At 69.3% G+C, this 18790-nt stretch carries 17 protein-coding genes; 6 read left to right on the forward strand and 11 right to left on the reverse strand.

Annotated features, from left to right (window positions below; all coding sequences use genetic code 11):
* Positions 1 to 22: 22 nt before the first annotated feature.
* The 4 genes from EJP69_RS09690 to EJP69_RS09705 form a co-directional block, all read right to left on the reverse strand.
* Positions 23 to 1945: a glycoside hydrolase family 15 protein gene (locus EJP69_RS09690; RefSeq protein WP_093196800.1), complete on the reverse strand. Its 1923-nt coding sequence runs from the start codon at positions 1943 to 1945 to the stop codon at positions 23 to 25.
* A complete protein-coding gene (otsB, locus tag EJP69_RS09695) occupies positions 1942 to 2745 on the reverse strand; it encodes a trehalose-phosphatase (protein WP_093196798.1) in 804 nt (267 codons plus the stop codon). The genes EJP69_RS09690 and otsB overlap by 4 nt, the downstream gene beginning before the upstream one ends.
* 101 nt (positions 2746 to 2846) lie before the next feature.
* On the reverse strand, positions 2847 to 4703 hold the full coding sequence (locus tag EJP69_RS09700) for an ATP-binding response regulator (RefSeq protein ID WP_126469709.1): 1857 nt from the start codon (positions 4701 to 4703) through the stop codon (positions 2847 to 2849).
* A 91-nt stretch (positions 4704 to 4794) separates the two neighbouring features.
* The gene (locus tag EJP69_RS09705; protein WP_126469711.1) at positions 4795 to 5964 is read right to left on the reverse strand and encodes a multifunctional CCA addition/repair protein; all 1170 of its coding nucleotides are present in this window, start codon (positions 5962 to 5964) and stop codon (positions 4795 to 4797) included.
* Positions 5965 to 6128: 164 nt separating this feature from the next.
* Here EJP69_RS09705 and EJP69_RS09710 point away from each other — a divergent pair, with 164 nt between their 5' ends.
* Positions 6129 to 6854 (forward strand): OmpW/AlkL family protein, encoded by a 726-nt coding sequence (locus EJP69_RS09710; protein WP_093196792.1) that lies wholly within the window; start codon positions 6129 to 6131, stop codon positions 6852 to 6854.
* 144 nt (positions 6855 to 6998) lie between these two features.
* On the opposite strand, the gene EJP69_RS09720 is transcribed toward EJP69_RS09710, so the two are convergent.
* The 3 genes from EJP69_RS09720 to EJP69_RS09730 form a co-directional block, all read right to left on the reverse strand.
* Positions 6999 to 7688 carry a glutathione S-transferase family protein gene (locus tag EJP69_RS09720; RefSeq protein ID WP_126469713.1) on the reverse strand — a complete coding sequence of 230 codons (690 nt, stop codon included), beginning with the start codon at positions 7686 to 7688 and terminating at the stop codon, positions 6999 to 7001.
* 110 nt (positions 7689 to 7798) lie between these two features.
* Entirely contained in the window at positions 7799 to 8353 is a 555-nt protein-coding gene (locus EJP69_RS09725) for an MgtC/SapB family protein (protein WP_093196788.1), read from the reverse strand.
* Between the two features lie 15 nt (positions 8354 to 8368).
* Positions 8369 to 10399, reverse strand: coding sequence for a lytic transglycosylase domain-containing protein (locus EJP69_RS09730; RefSeq protein ID WP_126469715.1), 2031 nt, complete (start codon positions 10397 to 10399; stop codon positions 8369 to 8371).
* A gap of 9 nt (positions 10400 to 10408) precedes the next feature.
* Here EJP69_RS09730 and EJP69_RS09735 point away from each other — a divergent pair, with 9 nt between their 5' ends.
* Entirely contained in the window at positions 10409 to 11026 is a 618-nt protein-coding gene (locus EJP69_RS09735) for a 5-formyltetrahydrofolate cyclo-ligase (RefSeq protein WP_126469717.1), read from the forward strand.
* A 21-nt stretch (positions 11027 to 11047) separates the two neighbouring features.
* Here the strand turns inward: EJP69_RS09735 and EJP69_RS09740 are convergent, their stop codons facing one another.
* Positions 11048 to 12031, reverse strand: a complete 984-nt coding sequence (locus EJP69_RS09740) for a LysR substrate-binding domain-containing protein (RefSeq protein ID WP_093196782.1) — start codon at positions 12029 to 12031, stop codon at positions 11048 to 11050.
* A 170-nt stretch (positions 12032 to 12201) separates the two neighbouring features.
* Here EJP69_RS09740 and EJP69_RS09745 point away from each other — a divergent pair, with 170 nt between their 5' ends.
* Entirely contained in the window at positions 12202 to 12519 is a 318-nt protein-coding gene (locus tag EJP69_RS09745) for a DUF2917 domain-containing protein (RefSeq protein ID WP_093196779.1), read from the forward strand.
* Positions 12520 to 12599: 80 nt separating this feature from the next.
* Here EJP69_RS09745 and EJP69_RS09750 read toward each other — a convergent pair whose 3' ends face one another.
* Entirely contained in the window at positions 12600 to 13010 is a 411-nt protein-coding gene (locus EJP69_RS09750; protein ID WP_126469719.1) for a BLUF domain-containing protein, read from the reverse strand.
* Between the two features lie 103 nt (positions 13011 to 13113).
* Between EJP69_RS09750 and EJP69_RS09755 the strand changes: the two genes are divergently transcribed.
* Positions 13114 to 13884 (forward strand): Crp/Fnr family transcriptional regulator, encoded by a 771-nt coding sequence (locus EJP69_RS09755; RefSeq protein WP_240652101.1) that lies wholly within the window; start codon positions 13114 to 13116, stop codon positions 13882 to 13884.
* A gap of 33 nt (positions 13885 to 13917) precedes the next feature.
* Here the strand turns inward: EJP69_RS09755 and EJP69_RS09760 are convergent, their stop codons facing one another.
* Entirely contained in the window at positions 13918 to 14772 is an 855-nt protein-coding gene (locus EJP69_RS09760) for a DUF6279 family lipoprotein (protein WP_240652102.1), read from the reverse strand.
* A 49-nt stretch (positions 14773 to 14821) separates the two neighbouring features.
* On the opposite strand from EJP69_RS09760, the gene glmU reads away from it, so the two are divergent.
* Positions 14822 to 16252 (forward strand): bifunctional UDP-N-acetylglucosamine diphosphorylase/glucosamine-1-phosphate N-acetyltransferase GlmU, encoded by a 1431-nt coding sequence (gene glmU / locus EJP69_RS09765; protein ID WP_126469725.1) that lies wholly within the window; start codon positions 14822 to 14824, stop codon positions 16250 to 16252.
* 21 nt (positions 16253 to 16273) lie between these two features.
* Here glmU and EJP69_RS09770 read toward each other — a convergent pair whose 3' ends face one another.
* Positions 16274 to 16765 (reverse strand): Lrp/AsnC family transcriptional regulator, encoded by a 492-nt coding sequence (locus tag EJP69_RS09770; RefSeq protein WP_126469727.1) that lies wholly within the window; start codon positions 16763 to 16765, stop codon positions 16274 to 16276.
* A gap of 138 nt (positions 16766 to 16903) precedes the next feature.
* Between EJP69_RS09770 and glmS the strand changes: the two genes are divergently transcribed.
* A complete protein-coding gene (glmS, locus tag EJP69_RS09775) occupies positions 16904 to 18784 on the forward strand; it encodes a glutamine--fructose-6-phosphate transaminase (isomerizing) (protein ID WP_126469729.1) in 1881 nt (626 codons plus the stop codon).
* Positions 18785 to 18790: the final 6 nt, after the last annotated feature.

Consider the following 18790-nt stretch of genomic DNA (forward strand, 5'->3'; position numbering starts at 1 on the left):
GTGAAAAGCCGGGGGGCCTGTTTCATATGCAAGAGTCCCAGGGAGCGGACAGTCGCACGGCCGCGTTGATGATGCCGACCATCGAATAGGTCTGCGGAAAGTTGCCCCACATCTCGCCCGTGACCGGGTGCGTGTCCTCCGACAGCAGGCCCAGCGGGTTGCGCGCCGCGAGCATGGTCTCGAAGATCTGGCGCGCCTCGGCCTTGCGGCCGATCTTGGCCAGCGCGTCGATGCGCCAGAAGGTGCAGATGTTGAATGCGGTCTCGGGCTTGCCGAAGTCGTCGGCGGCCTCGTAGCGGCGCATGTAGGGGCCGTCGCACAACGACTTCTCCATCGCGTCGACGGTGGAGATGAAGCGCGGGTCGCGCGCGTCGATCAGGCCCACTTCCACCATCAGCAGGATGCTCGCATCGAGCTCGTGCCCGCCGAAGCTCTCGGCGAAGGCCTGGCGCTCCTCGCACCACGACTTGGCGAGGATCTCTTCCTTCATGCGCGAGGCATGGCCGTGCCAGTAGGCGGCGCGCTCGGGCAGCTGCAGCGTGCGCGCGATCTTCGCGAGCCGGTCGCAGGCGGCCCAGCTCATCAGCGCCGAGCTGGTGTGCACGCGCGCGCGGGTGCGCAGCTCCCACATGCCGGCGTCGGGCGTGCCGTAGACGCGCACCGCCCGCTCGCCCACCGCCTCCAGGTGCGGGAACTCCGCCAGTCCCGCGCGGCTGAGCAGCCGCTGGTCGTGGAAGGCCTGCGCCGCGCCGAGCACGATGTTGCCGTACACGTCGTGCTGGAAGTGCTCCTGGGCCTGGTTGCCCACGCGCACCGGGCCCATGCCTCGATAGCCCGGCAGCCCGTCGACGAAGGACTCGGGCAACTCGCGCTCCAGTCCGATGCCGTACAACGGCTGGATGTGCTCGCCGTGCGAGCCGATCACCACGTTGCCGAGCCAGCGCAGGTAGTCCTCCATGGTGCCCACCTCGCTGAGCGAGTTGAGCGCGCGCACCACGAAGAAGGCGTCGCGCAGCCAGCAGTAGCGGTAGTCCCAGTTGCGCTGGCTGCCCGGCGCCTCGGGAATGCTGGTGGTCATGGCCGCGACGATGGCGCCGGTGTCCTCGTACAGCGAGAGCTTCAGCGTGATGGCCGCGCGGATCACCGCGTCCTGGTATTCGAGGGGAATGGCCAGGCGCTTGCTCCAGGTGCGCCAGTAGGAGATGGTCTCCTGCTCGAAGCGGCGCGCGGTGTCGGCGATGCCGTCCATCAGCGTCTCGTCCACGCCGAACATGAAGTTGTACTCGCGCGAGAGCACGAAGGGCTGGCGCGAGAGGATGTGCGAGATCGACGCGTCGGTGTTCAGCCGCAGCGTCACGTCGGGGCCGACGTAGCGGATGTGGTTGCTGCCGCGCGTGACCTCCACCGGCGCCGACGAGCCCCACTGGAAGCGCGGGTCGAGCGACACGCGGATGCGCGGCGCGCCCGCGATGGGCCGCACGCGGCGCACGATCATCAGCGGGCGGAAGTAGCGCGAGCGGCTGTAGAAGCGCGGCGCGAAGTCGGTGATCTCGATGCCCTGGCCAGCGCTGTCGAAGAGCTGCGTGCGCAGCACGGCGGTGTTCGGCTCGTACCACTGCTTCGCCTCGGCGAAGTTCTCGATGTCGATGCTCCAGGCGCCGGCATCCTCGCCGGGGTGCAGCAGGGCGTTGAACACCGGGTCGCCGTCGAAGCGCGGCAGGCAGCACCACACGGCGCGGCCGCGCGCGTCGATGAGCGCGCTGTAGGCGCAGTTGCCGATCACGCCCACGTCGAGAGAGGGCTCGGCCGGCGGCGCGAATCCTCGCGGTCCGGGGGCGGCGGCCGCCTGCGCGTCGACCGGCGCGCGATCGTCGGGGCCGGCCGCGCCAGCCAGCGCCTGGCCGGCGCGGTCCTCGGGCGCCACCGGCAGTTGTTGTTCGCTCATCGGGGGCTCCTCGGTGATTCTTCGGGTTGGCTTGCGGTGTCCTGCGGCCGTGCCGCGAGCATGTCGCGTGCCTGCACGAGCCATTCGTACACGGCGCGCGGCGATTCGAGGCGGTGCAGCGCCAGGCTCGGCCCCGAGCCGACCTTCACGGCGATGCCGCCGCGCGGCTGCACCACGGCGAAGCCGCTCTCGTCGGTGGTGTCGTCGCCGAGGAAGACGGGCGTGCGGCCCGCGAAGGGCGCCTCGGTCATGAAGGCGTCGATGGCGATGCCCTTGTTGACGCCCGCGGGCTTCACCTCGAACACGAACTTGCCGTGCATCAGCTCCAGCTGCGGATGGTTCGCGATGGCGCGCGACATCGCGTCGCGGCACACCGCCTCGAGCTGCGGCGCGAGCCGGTAGTGCAGTGCGATGGCGGCGTGCTTGCGCTCCACCAGCAGGCCTTCGTGCACGCGCGCGAGTTCGTTGGCGACGTCGAGGATGGGCACGAGGTCGGGCGGGCGCTGCTCCTGCATGCGGCCTTCGGCGTCGCGGCGCTGCACGCCGTGCTCGCCGGCCGCGGGCAGCCGCAGCGGCGCGAGGAAACGGTCGATGGAATCGATCTGGCGGCCCGACACCACGGCGAGCGCGCCGCCCAGCTGGTCGCGCAGGTCGGCCAGCAGGGGCACGAGGGCCGGCGGAATCTCGATGGCTTCAGGCGTGGGCGCGAGCCCGACCAGCGTACCGTCGAAGTCGAGGAAGAGGGCTGCGTCCCGGCCCAACGGAGGTGGCAACTGCGAGTTGCTGGAGGACTTTGGCATCGGGGAAAACCTTAACACGCACCGTGCGCGGCGCTTGTCGGCGAAAGCCCAATCTCCCCGGATCATCCCCGGGGCCTGCCCGGGCGATCCCCGAAAGCAGCTCAGTGAGCCGTTTCCGTCTCCGCCTGAGGGATCAGCTCGGCGAGCACGCCCAGCAGCGTCGCGGCGCTCACCGGCTTGAACAGCACCGGCACGCCCGAGGCGCGCACGCGCTGCAGCCGCTCGGGCGAGGTCTCGCCGGTCACCAGCAGCAGCGGCGCCTGCAGATCGAAGCGGCGCTGCAGCCGCTGGCCGACGTCGAGCCCGTTGTCGCCGTCGGCGAGGCGGTAGTCGCACACCAGCAGCGCGAACGGGTGCTCGCGCGTCTCGGGCCGGGCGAGCAGCTCGGCGGCCTCGGCTTCGTCGGCCGCGGTCTCCACCGCGAGGCTGTGGGCCTGGAAGAAACCGGTCATGGCCTCGCGCACCTCCGCCTCGTCGTCGATCAGCAGGATGCGTCCGCGCGTCGCGAGGGGCGTGCGCACGGTGCGCACCGGATCGGGCATGGCCCCGGCGGCGAAGGGCGTTGCAAGGCCGGCCGAGGGCGTCGTCGCCTCGTCCGCAGCCGATGCCGGCAGGCGCAGGCGAAAGCGGCTGCCGCGGCCCGGGCGCGACTTCAGCTGCACCGGGTGCCCCAGCAGCCGCGAGAGCCGCTGCACGATCGACAGGCCGATGCCCAGGCCCTGCGTGCGGTCGCGGCCCGGGTTGTGCACCTGGTAGTACTCCTCGAACACGCGCTCCTGCTGCTCGGGCGCGATGCCGATGCCGGTGTCGAACACCTCGATCCACACCATGTCGCCGCGCGCGCGGGCCCGCACCGCGACGCCGCCGCGTGCCGTGTACTTCAGCGCGTTGTCGACGAGGTTCGAGAGCATGCGGAAGAGCAGCTGCGGATCGCTGCGCACCCACAGGCCGCTGGCCTGCACGCGCAGCTGAAGCTGCCGCTGCTCGGCCCGCGCCGCGAACATGTGGTTGAGCGAGCGCAACAGCGCGTCGAGCGGCACGGGCACCACGGTGGGCGTGACCACGCCCGCGTCGAGGCGCGACACGTCGAGCATGGTGTCCAGCGAATTGCCCAGCGCGTTCACCGCGCGCATCAGTTGCCGCGCATTGCGCCCGCCGTGATGCTCGCGCAGTTCGTTTTCCAGCGCCGCGCCGAACAGCGCGATTGCATGCAGCGGCTGGCGCAGGTCGTGGCTGGCGGTGGCGAGGAAGCGCGTCTTCTCCGCGCTGGCGCGCTCGGCCACGGCGATCTGCCTGCCGAGCTGCCCGGCCAGCGCCTCGTTCTCGAAGCGAAGCACCAGCGAATCGGTCAGCAGCCTGTGCTGCTGGTTGCCCACGCGCAGCGTGAACAGCAGGTAGCCCAGGCTGAAGATCGCAAGGAAGAAATGCATGGCGTCGCCCTGCCAGGCCAGCACGGCGATCAGGCTCAGCATCATCGGCAGGGTGTAGCCGTACAGCGCGGGCTTGAGCGGCCACAGCAGCTGCATGGCGCGGGCGCAGCTACCGATGATGACCACCGTCACCACCGAGGTCACGGGCAGGTCGTCGGGGGAGATGAACAGCAGCGGCGCGCTCGCCATGCCCACGCCCACGGCGGTGACGGTGCGCGAGTGCCGGCGTGCCCAGCGCGTGGTGTCGGCGAGCGGCACGCCCGGGTGCCAGCGCGGCATGAGGAACAGGAACAGGCCGAGCGAGAGATGCACCGCCATCCAGACCAGGATCCATGTGCGCGGCTGGTGCACGTACATGGCGGTGCCCAGTGCCGCGCCCAGGCCGAAGTGCACGAACACCGACGCGTTGTAGGCCGCGTACACCGAGGCCACGTGCTCGCGCAGCACGCGCAGGGCCAGTTCGTCCGGCCCCGAGGGGAGCGGGAAGTCGGCGGATTCGCGTGACGGCTTCGGCGCGGTGGCATTCACCCGGCCGATGCTATCGACAGGGCCTGCACCGGGAAGTGCCAGAAGTCATGTCCCGGCGGGCGGTCTTCAGGCGGTGTTCGGTCAGCGAGGCTCAGGCCGGCGAGGCCGCGACGGCCTCGACCCGCGCCCGGTGGATGGCCTCGCCGATCTTCGGGCCGGTGGCGCCGGACTGCTGGGCGGCCCTGGCCACCACGTCGGTGGGTACGGCCGCCGCCGTGGCCAGCACCGCGAGCAGGTGCTGGCGCGGCGCGTAGGGTGCCTCGCCGCCGCCTGAGCTGCGCGCATCGCACTCGCAGGCCTGCAGCGCCTCGGCGAAGCGCGCCGGCTTGCGGAAGGCATCGCAGCGCTCCAGCAGGCGGACCAGACCGGAGGCGTCGAGCGTGCCGCTGCCGTCGATGTGGCCCTGTTCGCGCGCCACCACCTCGGCCAGTTCGCGGATCTCCACCGGCACGCGCCAGCGCTCGCACACCGCATGCAGCGCCTTCAGCCCGGGAGGCCCGCTCCGGCCGAGGCCGCCGGTCAGGCAGGCGAAGCGCACGGCCAGCGACGCCTTCTGCCCCGCGGCGATGTCGATCGCCTGCATGGTCCGCGCGTCGGCTTCGATCTCGGGCAGCAGCACCGCCAGCGCCCCGCATTCGCGCAGCACCTCGAACATGCGGGAAGGGCGCGTTTCCATCAGGCCGCGCGACAGCTCCTGCCACACGCGCTCGGGCACCAGCGCGTCGACTTCGCCGGCCGCGACCATCTCGCGCATCAGCGCCTTGGTCTCGGGAGCGACGCCGAAGTCGTCGAAGCGGGCCGCGAAGCGCGCCACGCGCAGGATGCGCACCGGATCCTCGCGGAAGGCGTCGGTCACGTGGCGCAGCACCTTGTCGCGCAGGTCGCGCTGACCGTGGAAGGGATCGGCCAGCGTCCCGGGCGTGGGGTCGAAGCGGCCGTCGGCGCTCACCAGCTCCGACGGCAGCGCGATGGCGTTGACGGTCAGGTCGCGGCGCGCGAGGTCCTGCTCGAGCGTGACGTCGGGGGCCGCGTGCACGGTGAAGCCGCGATAGCCCGGCGCGCTCTTGCGCTCGGTGCGGGCGAGCGCGTATTCCTCGCGCGTCTCGGGGTGCAGGAACACCGGAAAGTCGCGCCCCACGGGCAGGTAGCCGCGGGCCACCATCTCCTCGGGCGTGGCGCCGACCACCAGCCAGTCGTGGTCGGATACCGGGCGGTCCAGCAGGCGGTCGCGCAGCGCGCCGCCGACGAGAAAGATTTTCATGGCCGCAGTGTAGGGATACTCCTTGGATTGAAAATAGAACGGTCGTTCGATAATCCGGCGATCGGACCGGGCAATCTTTCGTCATACGGAAGATTTACAGCGGCGGTCACAGCCGACGCCCGTATCCGTAGAGGGATATTTCAATCAAAGGAGCAATTCACATCATGAAGAAAACAACGATTGCGCTTGCAGCCCTGGGCGCCCTGGCGTCCGGCAGCGCCATGGCGCAACAGGCCGGCGACTGGGTCGTCGGGGCAGGGTGGTTCCATCTGTCGCCGCAGGACTCGAGCAAGCCGCTGACCGTGACTTCGCCCATCCCGAGCGTGCTGGCCGGTTCCGGCGCCAGCGTGAGCGACTCCGACACCCTCGGCCTCAGCGCCACCTATTTCCTCGACAGCCACTGGGCAGTGGAAGGCGTGTTCGGCGTGCCGCCGAAGTTCAAGCTCAACGGCACCGGCACCCTCGGGCGCGTGGGCCAGCTCGGCGAGGCCCGCCAGTGGAGCCCCACGATCCTGGGCAAGTATTTCTTCAATGAAGGCAACGACGCCTTCCGCCCGTTCGTGGGCCTGGGCGCCACCTACGTCTGGTACAGCGACGTCAAGCTGACCTCGAACCTGCAGGGCGCGCTGGCCACGCAGTTCCACCAGTCGCCCTTCGCCGTGAACACCACGGCCAAGCTCGACAGCTCGTTCGCACCGGTGATCAACGTGGGCGCGGCCTACCAGTTCGACAAGCACTGGGGCATCTCGTTCTCGGTGTCGTACATCCCGCTGAAGACCAAGGCCAAGCTGACCACCACTTCGGTATACGGCCTGCCCGTGGCCACCAGCGAAGCGAGCCTGAAGCTGAACCCGATCGTCACCTACGTGTCGGCAACGTACAGGTTCTGAACCTGGCTCGCCCCCAGGCTGCGCGCACTTCGTGTCGCTTCGCCAACCCCCTACCCGGGGGCGACACCTGCGGCCCGGCAAAGCCGGTTCCGCGGTGTCCCGCGATTCCCCTCGCAAGGGCACGCCACTCTTGTTCGAAGAGCCCTATCGCCCCGTGCGGTAGGGCTCTTCGAATTGCAGGAAGTCCTTTTCCGCGAGCCCGGCGTCGATCCACGCCTTGACGCCCGGCAGCGCCTGCACGCGCTCGATGTAGTCCGTGATCCGCTGCGGAACCGGCAGGCCGTAGGTCTTGATGCGCGTGCCCACGGGCGCGAAGTAGGCGTCGGCGATGCCGAACTCGCGGCCGAACAGCATCGGGCCGCCGTGCGCGTCGAGCAGGCCGCTCCACATCTGCACGATGCGTGCGAGGTCGCTGGCGACTTCGGGCACATCCTTCATCAGCCGCGCGCCCACCTCGGGCAGCGAGGCCTCGAGGTTCATGCCGCAATGGCCGCGCAGGCCGCCGAAGCCCGAGTGCATCTCGGCGCAGACGCTGCGGGCGCGCGCCCGGTCGGCCGCGGCGCGGGGCCAGAGCTGCTTTTCGGGAAAGGTCTCGGCGAGGTATTCGGCGATGGCCAGCGTGTCCCAGATGACAAGGCCGTCGTCTTCCACCAGCACCGGCACCTTGGCCACCGGGTTCAGCGCGCCGATGGTGTGCTTGAACTGCGAGTCGGCCTCGAAGGAGTCGAAGCGCACGGCGACTTCCTCGAAGTCGATGCCGGCCTGCTTCATCAGCACCCAGGGCCGCATGGACCATGACGAGTAGTTCTTGTTGCCGACGTAGAGCTTGCGCATGAGGGGTCTCCGGTCCGTTGCGGGGTTCTGAAACAAAGCCTTCGATGCTAGCCGTGCGCCGGACGGCGATTGATGCCGAACGCGGCGCGAATTGATGCCGCTGCCTTCGTTCAGCGACGGCGGCTGTCGTCGTCCTTGTCGCCGTCGCTGTTGTTCTTGCTGCTCTGCTTCTTCGGCCCGGACGCGCGCTCGATCAGGCTCACGAGGCGCGGCACCAGCGCCAGCACCGCGAGTGCGAGCAGCGCGCTCGTCACGGCCGTCACCTCGCGGCCGAGCCCGCAGGCCATGCCGATGGCGGCCGTCATCCACAGGCCGGCGGCCGTGGTCAGGCCCTGCACGTGGCTCTCGTCCTTGCCCTGCTTGAGGATGGTGCCGGCGCACAGGAAGCCCACGCCCGCCACCAGCCCCTGGATGACGCGGCTCATGTCGGCCGGAACGATGCCGGTCTGCTGCGGGATCAGCACGAACAGCGCCGATCCGATCGCCACCAGCATGTGGGTGCGCACGCCCGCGGCCTTGCCCTGCTGCTCGCGCTCGAAGCCGAGCACGAAGCCCAGCGCGCCCGCGAGCGTGAGGCGCAGCACGATGCGCGTGAGCTGCGCGACGTCGCCCGCATCCGAGAACTCGGACGCGATGGTGTCGAGGACCTCGTCGCGCCAGCTCATGTCAGGCGGCGGACTTCAGGGGAGGTCCTTGTTCGGCTCGGGCTCGGAGGCGTCGCGCGGGCCGACGCGGCCCAGGCGCTCCTTCAGCGACTGCGGCCGGCCACTGATGATGGCGGCGTAGTTGGTGGTGTTGGCCAGCACCTTCTTCACGTAGTCGCGCGTCTCGTTGAACGGCACGTTCTCGGCCCAGATGGCGGCGTCGAGCACCGGGCCGTTGCGCCAGTTGCGCGGGCGGCCTGGGCCCGCGTTGTACGCGGCGGCGGCCAGCGCCATGGAACCGTCGAAGTCGTCGAGCGCGAGCTTCAGGTAGTTGGTGCCGATGGTGATGTTGGTCTCGCGGTCGTTGATCTGGCTGGGCGAGAAGTCGGTCATGCCGATCTTGCGGGCCGTCCAGCGCGCGGTGGCGGGCATGACCTGCATCAGGCCCGAGGCGCCGACGCCGGAGCGCGCGTCCATGATGAAGCGGCTTTCCTGGCGGATCAGGCCGTAGACGTAGGCCGGGTCGAGGCCGATGTCCTGGCTCTTGCGCAGCACCGTGTCGTGGAAGGGCATCGGGAAGCGCTGCTCCACGTCGACCACGCCCTTGGTGCGTTCGCTGGTGTTGATGCAGCGGTCCCACACCTCGCGCTGGCAGGCGAAGTCGGCAGCGGCCAGCAGCGCGCGGTCGTCCATGCCGCCCTTGTCGTGCAGGTTGGTGGCGTAGTTCCACTCGCGCGTGCCTTCGGGGCGCAGGCCGATGGCGATGGCGTAGAGGCCGCGGGCGAGCGAGGGGTTGTTGCGCGCGGCGGCCTTTTCCTCGGGCGTGAGCGGGGCCGGGCGCGTGGCCGCCACGGTACGCTGGCCCAGTTCCTCGAGCGCCAGCATCTCGTAGAAGCCGCGCGAGCCGGCAATGCTCTGGTAGAGCTCGCGGGCCTGGGCGCGGCGCTCGTCGCCGCCGGCATTGGACAGGGCGCGGGCTTTCCAGTAGACCCAGGTGGGGTCGAGCTGGGCGGTCTCGCTCATGGCGTTGATGGCAGGCACCACTTCCTTCCACTGGCCGGCGCGCAGCGCGGCGCGCACGCGCCAGGCGAGCATGTCGTCGGACAGGTCGCTGTTCTTGGTGACGTTGGCGTAATAGGTGCCGGCCTGCGGCCAGAGCTTCAGCGCGGCGGCGCGGCCGATGGTGCCCCAGAGCCAGTTGCGCTCCTCGGCGGAAAGCATCGGGCCCCACTTGCTGTCGAGCTGCGAGGCGGCCAGCTCCGGGTCGGCGATGGCGATCTTGATGAGCGCCAGCACCACCAGTTCCTTGCGCGACTTGGCGGCCACGAAGGCGCGGCCGGTCAGGAACTTGGCCGAGCTCGCGTTGAGCTCCTCGAACAGCGGCAGCGCGTCGGGCGCTGCGATGGTGACGGCGGCGCGCGCGGCCGACGGGCGGTTGGCCTCCATGGCCAGTCGCGCCTTCTTCCAGACGTCGTTGGTCGACATCAGGCGGGCGGCGACCATGCGGTCGGCGGCGGTGAGGCAGCCGTCGTCCAGGTCTTTCTGGGCGAGCCAGTTGCGGCGCACCTCGTCGGCCTGTGCCTGGGTGGCGGTGCCGTTGCGCAGCGTGTCGACCAGGATCGCGTAGCAGCGCACCTGCGCGTCGTCGCCCATGCGGAAGCCGTCGACCGAGGCGGAGAAGTTGTCCCAGTCGCGGCGCTGGCCGGTGAGCAGCAGCCAGTCGTTGCGCAGGCGATCTTCCTGGTAGGTGCCGGGGTAGCGGGCGTAGAAATCTTGTACCTCGTTGGGCGCGGCCTCCTGCAGTCGCGCCTTGAGTTCCCAGTAGGCGGCCCAGGGTTCGAGCGCATGGCCGCGGGCCTGCGGAAGCAGGGCCGTCAGCCGGGCCTTGTCGCCGCGCTGGAAGGCCAGCTTCATCTGGATCAGAACGTCGTCGTTGGTGTTGCTCTGCGCGGCGGCGGGCTGCTGCGAGAGCAAGGCGGCGAGGGCCAGGACCGCGGAAAAAACCAGTGCGGGTGCCGCTTTGCGCGGGCGATGGCTCTTGGATGCCAAAATGCTTGGGAACTGCATCGGGGGATTATGGACAAGTCAAAGGGTGCCGACACTTCGGCAACGGCGAGTTTTCTTAAGGAACAGTTGAGAAAAGCACTCATCGAGCAACGTCTTGCGATGCCCGATCGGCTGACACGCGCCGACCTTCTGCAGCGCGTGATGCGGATCTGGCTGGTGGGCCGGCCCGATACCGTGATCGGCGCCTACTGGCCGATCAAGGGCGAATTCGATCCGCTGCCCGCCCTGCACCGCTGGAAGGAGGACGGCGAGCTCATGGAAGAGCCCCAGCGCCGCCGCATCGGACTGCCGGTGATCGACAAGGTTCACAAGACCCTGACCTTCCACGCCTGGTATCCGGGCTGCCAGATGGAAGAGGACGCCTACGGCATTCCCAAGCCCAAGGACACCGAGCTGATCGTGCCCACCCTGCTGTTCGTGCCCTGCGTGGGCTACAGCGCCGGCGGCTACCGCCTGGGCTACGGCGGCGGCTTCTACGACCGCACGCTGGCCGCGCTGGAGCCCCGGCCGTTCACGGTGGGTCTGGGCTTCACCAACGGCTTCGTCGCGGACTTCGAGCCCGAGGCGCACGACCTGCCGCTTGATGCCATCCTCAACGACAACGGTGTGGTCTGGCCCACGAGCTGAGCCAGGCCCTTCGATCTTCCTTCAGTCGATGTTGTCGACGGTGTCCGGATCGGGCACTTCGCCGATGGTCTCGCGCGTGGTCACGGCCTGCAGCTGCAGCCAGTCGCAGAAGGCCCTGATCTCCGGCCGCTGCACGCTGCGCGGCCCCGCGATCAGCCAGTAGGACATCGGCGAATCCATGCGGTGCTGCGGCAGCACCTCGACCAGGTCGCCATTGGCCAGGCTCTCGGCGATCAGCGAGCTGCGCGCCAGGGTCACGCCCTGGCCGGTGAGCGCGGCCTGCACCATCTGGTAGGCGTAGTTGAAATAGAGCCAGCGCTTGGGCTGCGCGCGCTCCAGCCCGTTCACCTCGAACCAGCGGCGCCAGGTCAGCCATTCGAGGTGGGTGCGGTGGGCGTCGCCCGCCTCGATCAGCGTGAACCGGGTCATGTCCGCCGGCGTCTTGATCGGCGGGCTGCTCTTCAATAGCCAGGGGCTGGCCACGGGGGTGAGCGTTTCACCGAACAGGCGCACGGCGCCGGAGGGCATCACCTCGCGCGGGCCGTAGCGCAGGGCGATGTCCACGTCCGCCACGTCGAGGTCGACGGCCACGTCGCTGGCGTCGATGCGGATGTCGATCTCGGGGTTGTCGCGCTGGAAGGCCTCCAGCCGCGGGATCAGCCACATCGAGGCGAACGATGCGAATGTGGTCAGCGACACGCTCTGCCGCCCCGCGCTCTGGCGGATCTGGCGCACGGCCGTGTCGATGCGCGGCAGCGACTGCTGCACCGCCAGCAAGAGCAGCGCGCCCGCGCTGGTGAGCTCCACGGCGCGGGTATGGCGCAGGAACAGGGCCACGCCCACTTCCTCCTCCAGCGACTGGATCTGGCGGCTCACGGCCGACTGGGTCAGCGCCATTTCTTCCGCCGCCGCCCGGAAATTCAGGTGCCGGGCCACCGCCTCGAAGGCGCGCAGGTGCCCGGCGGAAATGGGGCGGGAGCGCAGATGAGTCTGGGAATGTTGCATGGATATGAATCGAGGGCGGTTCCCGGCCGATCAATTGATGCGGAACCAGCATCAGTAGGCTACCTCGTTTTCATTGGACCGCCAACGCCGGAGAAACGATCATTCATTCCCGAACTGCGCTATTGCCTCTTTCTGTCAAGCGCTTCGGCAAAGCCCTAAGGAGTTACATCATGTCCACCGCCGTCTGCACCACCGAATCGCTCTCGTCCCTGTCCGTCCCGGCTCGCGCCGCCACCGTTCCGCCGGCCGTCCGCCGCGGTGCATGGCAGATCGCTCCCGGCGAGGCGATGAGCCTGAAGGCGCGGGCGGCCAGCATCCTGCGCGTGAGGCAGGGCCGGGTGTGGATCACGCCCGACGCCACGCTCGCCAACCCCAGCGAAGACTTGGTGCTCGCACCCGGCGAATCGCTGATGGTGGCCGCGGGCCAGCGCATCGTGATGGAGGCCTGGGACGGCTACGGCGCCACCTACAGCTGGGACAACGCCTGATCGTTCCCCAGTCCTCCAGGTGCTGAAAAAGGCGGCTTCGGCCGCCTTTTCCTTTTTTGGGGCTGTTCTTTCGGGGCTGATCAGCCGTTGATGTCGAAGCTGGGCAGCAGCGCCAGGAAGTGCCGCAGCGCCACCTCCCCGTCGAGCGCATGCACGCCGGCCATCAGGTCGGGTCCCTCGCACTCGGCCAGCCCCATGCCGAAGCCGCTGTAGCGGCGGGCTTCCAGCGGGGCTTCGTGGACCACCCTGACGCCGACGTGGCGCGGATCCTTCCCGATGCGCTGCATCAATGCACCGACGGCCTCTGGCGGGCCTTCCAGGTGCTGGCAGAAGCGCAAGCCGTCGAACACCAGCAGGCCGGTGATGCCGTGCAGCGCGTTGTGCGCCCGGGCCCGCGAGGCGATCAGGCCCACGGTGTCCGGAGGCAGGCCTTGGGCGAGCGTGCTGCAGTAAAGAATCTCGTGAAGCGGGGGCGTTTCTTGTTCTGTCATGCGTCTTGGATGGGGAAACGGTGCGCAGTGTAGGCAGCGCCCGGGCGCCGGGAAATGTCAAAAGACACAGGCCGGGCGCCTGTGCGGGCGCCTATAGTGAGGCGTGAAGTTCGAGGACTACCCCGCAGCCATGGCGCCTCCGCAGGGCGCGAATCCGTGCGACCAGTGCGCATTGCGCCGGCTCGACGCATTCCTGGCCCCGTCCGGCGACGAGCTGCGGACGATCCAGTCGTTTCGTGTCGGCGCCCGGAGGGTGGAGGCCGGCAGCTCGATCATCGACGAGCACCGCCCGAGCCCGCAGCTCTTCACTCTCTATTCGGGCTGGGCCTTCCGCTACAAGACACTCAGCGACGGTCGGCGGCAGATCCTGAGCTTCCTGCTGCCCGGCGATTTCCTCGGCCTGCAGGACGAATTCGCCGACGGCCAGACGCACGGCGTCGAGGCGGTGACCGACGTCACGCTGTGCGCCTTCCCCCGCGAGCGGCTCTGGGGCCTGTTCCACGCCCAGCCCAAGCTGGGCTACGACATCACCTGGCTGGCGGCGCGCGAGGAGAAGCTGGTCGACGACAACCTCGTCACCACCGGCCGGCGCAATGCCGGCGAGCGGGTGGCGATGCTGCTGATGCACCTGTACCGCCGCGCCCTGCGCGTTGGCATGGAGCGCGACGGCTGGGCCGAATTCCCGTTCAACCAGCAGCACATCGCCGACGCGCTGGGGCTTTCGCTGGTGCACACCAACAAGACGCTGCGGCGCCTGCAGCGCCTGGGGCTCTACAGGATCGACGGCGGCTGGCTGCGCATCATGGAGCCGCGCGCGCTGGAAGCGCTGGGCGACTACTTCGAGCGTCCGATGCGGCCGACGCCGCTTATCTAGAACCCCAGACTCCGGAGCTCCATTCCGGCGCCTTCAGCGCGCCGCCACCAGCTCGCGCAGGTCGTCCTGGTAGGCCTGCAGCCGGCGCACCGCCTGAGCGCGCTGGCTGGCGCTCGTGCCGTTGTGCATGGCCGCGGTGTTGCGGCAACCTTCCTGCAGCAGGGCCTGCTGGTGGTCGCGCCAGGGCCCGGGCGGCGGCTCGGCGATGCGCTGGATGTAGTCGTGCAGCGCGGCGCGTGCCTCGGCGGGCGAAGGCTTGCCGGCGACGAAGCCGCGCAGCAGCCTGAGCGCCTCCTGCTGGCGCTTGCGGCGCTCGGCATCCGCCAGCTTCGGGTCGAACACCGACTGCGCGACCTGCTGCTTCAGCAGCTCGCGCTGCTCGGCACTCAGGCGGCCGTAGAAGTCCTCGGTGCGGTCGAGGAACTGGTCGTAGCGCTTCTCCTGCACCTGGGCCGGCGTGCGGTCGAGCCAGTCCTTGCGGTACTCGGCGTTGTTCTTGGCGTACTTGCGCTCCAGCTGCTGCAGCTGCGCCTCGTTCAGGCTCAGCGCCAGCTCGGTGCCGGCGGGCTCGGCGCGCTCGGTCACGGCCAGCAAGCGCTCGCGGATGCGGTCGGCCATGGCGCAGACCTGCTCCGGCGTCACCTCGCCCGGGGCCATCGCCTGGGCCTCCTTCAGCAGCGACGCGAGGCGCGGCAGCTCGTTCTGCCGGTGCCAGGCCAGCAGCTGGGCGAGCTCGTCGCGCACCTTCGGGGTCTGGGCGCCGTCGAAATCGAGGTAGCCGTCGAGCCACCAGTAGCTCACCGTCGGCAGGTTGTTGTAGGCCAGCTGGATCGCGCTGCAGGCGCCCAGGGCGGCCACCACGAGCAGCGCGCCGATAATTCGGGTCACTGCAGAGATTGCCGAGCAAGTCGCGCAACGAATCCTGGAAAAGAAACGCATGAATCAGCCTCCGCAACAGAACCACGACGCCGGACCGATCGACGTCGTCATCATGGCCGCCGGCAAGGGTACCCGCATGAAGAGCCGGCTGCCCAAGGTCCTGCACCGGCTGGGCGGCCGCGCCCTGCTGGCGCACGTGGCGGGCACCGCCGCGCGCATCGGGGCACGCGACGTGGTGGTCGTCACGGGCCATGGCGCGGCCGAGGTCGAGGCCTCCATGGCCGGCGGCATCGGCAACGCCACGGTGCGCTTCGCGCGCCAGGAGCCGCAGCTGGGCACCGGCCATGCCGTGCAGCAGGCCGCGCCGCTGCTGGCGGACGACGGCACGGTGGTCGTGCTCTCGGGCGACGTGCCGCTGATCGGCGAAGAAACCCTGCGCGCGCTCGTCGCCGCCAGTGCCGGCGGCAAGCTGGCGCTGCTGACCATCGTATTCGACGATCCCACGGGCTACGGCCGGGTCATCCGCTCAGGCAGCACGGGCGACGTCCAGGCCGTGGTCGAGCACAAGGACGCCACCGAGGCCCAGCGCGCGGTGCGCGAGATCTACAGCGGCGTGATGGCCGTGCCCGCGCGCCTGCTCAAGGGCTGGCTCGGCCGGCTGGACAACGACAACGCCCAGGGCGAGTACTACCTGACCGACGTGGTGAAGCTCGCGGCCGCCGACGGCGTGCCCGTGGTCGCGCACATCACCACCGACGCGTTGCAGGTGGCCGGCATCAACAGCCCCGCCCAGCTCGCGGCGCTGGAACGTGCCTGGCAGCTGCGCCAGGCGAATGCGCTGATGGAGCAGGGCGTGCGCCTGGCCGACCCGGCGCGCTTCGACCTGCGCGGCACGCTCGAATGCGCGGCCGACGTGGAGATCGACGTCAACTGCGTGTTCGAGGGCGCGGTGTCGCTGGGCGAGGGCGTGCGCATCGGCGCGAATTGCGTCATCGCCAATGCGCGCATCGAGGCCGGTGCGGTGATCCATCCGTTCACCCACATCGAGGGCGAGAAGGCCGGCGTGAGCGTCGGCGCGGGCTCGCTGATCGGCCCCTTCGCCCGCCTGCGCCCCGGCGCGCAGCTGGGCGCCGAGGTGCACATCGGCAACTTCGTGGAAGTGAAGAACTCCACGCTGGCCGCCGGCGCCAAGGCCAACCACCTGGCCTACCTGGGCGACGCCACCGTGGGCGAGCGCGTGAACTACGGCGCGGGCAGCATCACCGCCAACTACGACGGCGCCAACAAGCACCGCACCGTGATCGGCGACGACGTGCACGTGGGCAGCAACTGCGTGCTGGTGGCGCCCGTCACCATCGGCGCGGGCGGCACCATCGGCGGCGGCTCGACCATCAACAAGTCGACCGAGCCGGGCGCGCTCACCGTGGCGCGCAGCAAGGCGGTGAGCTTCCCCAACTGGAAGCGGCCGCAGAAGAAGCCGAAGGCCTGAGGGCCTTCCTTTCCTTGTTCTCTATGCCCGGGGCGCCAGCGGCACCCGGGGTTCGAACTTCGCGCGCTTCAGGCTGAAGAAGGCCTTGACGTTGCGAACGTTCGCATCGGCCGTGAACAGGCGCTGCGTAAGGGTGCCGTAGTCCTGCATGTCGCGCGCCGCCACCACCAGCACGAAATCGGGGCCGGGCGACACGCGCCAGCATTGCTGTACCGAGTCGTCGGCGATCACGCGCGTCTCGAATGCGTCGAGCGAGGCGGCGTCCTGCCGGTCCAGCGAGATCTCGATCACCGCCTGCAGGCCGTGGCCCAGCACCGTGGCGAGCCTGTCGGGCGACAGCAGCGCGACCTGGCGCTCGATCAGCCCGATGTCGCGCAGCCGCTGCACGCGGCGCAGGCAGGTGGGTGGGGAGATGCCCACGTCTGCGGCCAGGCGCTGGTTGGTCTGCGAGGCGTCGCGCTGCAGGGCGTCCAGCAGGCGCAGGTCGGTTGAATCGAGGGAGATTGATTCCATATATGAAGAAATTATGGAATAAAACTCCATATGTATGGAGTGAAGAAATAAAAGTCCGAAATCAATTGAATTTCGAATGCATATTTCTTTCGTGCCTTCCTACCATCGAGCCTCTTCTTCATTCAAAGGCAGCTCACCATGTGCGGCATCGTCGGGGCAGCGTCCCATCGCAACATCGTTCCGGTCCTCGTGCAGGGCCTTCAGCGGCTCGAGTACCGCGGCTATGACTCCTGCGGCGTGGCGGTGCATGCCGGCGGCCTGACGCGGGCGCGCACCACCTCGCGCGTGGCCGACCTCGTGGCGCAGGTGCGCGACGACAAGGTCGAGGGCCTCACCGGCATCGCCCATACGCGCTGGGCCACGCACGGCGCGCCGGCGGTGCACAACGCGCACCCGCATTTCAGCCATGGCCCAGGCGCCGACGCGCAGGCCGCGCGGCCGGGCCGCATCGCGCTCGTGCACAACGGCATCATCGAGAACCACGAAACGCTGCGCGCCGCGCTCGAAGCCAAGGGCTACGCCTTCGAGAGCCAGACCGACACCGAGGTCATCGCCCACCTCGTCGACAGCCTCTACGACGGCGACCTGTTCGAGGCCGTGAAGGCGGCCGTGCTGCAGCTGCACGGCGCCTACGCCATCGCCGTGATCTGCCGCGACGAGCCGCAGCGCGTGGTCGGCGCGCGTGCGGGTTCACCGCTGATCCTGGGCGCGGGCAAGGACGGCGCCGAGAACTTCCTCGCCAGCGACGCGATGGCCCTGGCCGGCGTGACCGACCAGATCATCTACCTGGAAGAGGGCGACGTGGTCGACGTGCAGCCCGGCAAGTACTGGATCGTCGACAAGAACCACAAGCCGGTCACCCGCCAGGTGCGCACCGTGCTGGCACACAGCGGCGCCGCCGAGCTCGGCCCCTACCGCCACTACATGCAGAAGGAAATCTTCGAGCAGCCGCGCGCCATCGGCGACACGCTCGAAGGCGTGGAAGGCATCGTGCCCGAGCTGTTCGACGGCATCGGCCAGGACGGTGCCACGGGCGCCAGCGCGCATCGCGTGTTCCAGGACATCGACAAGATCCTCATCCTGGCCTGCGGCACCAGCTACTACAGCGGCTGCACCGCCAAGTACTGGCTGGAGGGCATCGCGAAGATCTCCACGCAGGTCGAGATCGCGAGCGAATACCGCTACCGCGAATCCGTGCCCGACCCGAAGACGCTGGTCGTCACCATCAGCCAGTCGGGCGAAACGGCCGACACGCTGGCCGCGCTGAAGCACGCTCGTTCGCTGGGCATGGAGCAGACGCTGACCATCTGCAACGTCGCCACCAGCGCGATGGTGCGCGAATGCAAGCTGGCGTACATCACGCGCGCCGGCGTGGAAATCGGCGTGGCCTCGACCAAGGCCTTCACCACGCAGCTGGCGGGGCTCTTCCTGCTCACGCTCGCCATCGCGCAAAGCAAGGGTCGCCTCAGCGATGCCGACGAGGCACGCTACCTGAAGGAGATGCGCCACCTGCCCGTCGCGCTGCAGTCGGTGCTGGCGCTGGAGCCGCAGATCATCGGCTGGGCCGAGGACTTCGCGCGCAAGGACAACGCGCTCTTCCTGGGCCGCGGGCTGCACTACCCGATCGCGCTCGAAGGCGCGCTCAAGCTCAAGGAAGTGACCTACATCCACGCCGAGGCGTATGCCGCCGGCGAACTCAAGCACGGCCCGCTCGCGCTGGTGACCAGCGAGATGCCCGTGGTGGCCGTGGCCCCCAACGACGCGCTGCTAGAAAAGCTCAAGAGCAACCTGCAGGAAGTGCGCGCGCGCGGCGGCGTGCTCTACGTGCTGGCCGACGGCGACACCAAGATCACCAGCAGCGAAGGCCTGCACGTGATCCGCATGCCCGAGCACTACGGCGCGCTCTCGCCGATCCTGCACGTGGTGCCGCTGCAGCTGCTGGCGTATCACACGGCCTGCGCGCGCGGGACCGACGTGGACAAGCCGCGCAACCTGGCGAAGAGCGTGACGGTGGAGTGAGCGCCG

Origin of the sequence: Variovorax gossypii, assembly GCF_003965815.1 — a bacterium.
GTDB lineage: Bacteria > Pseudomonadota > Gammaproteobacteria > Burkholderiales > Burkholderiaceae_C > Variovorax > Variovorax gossypii.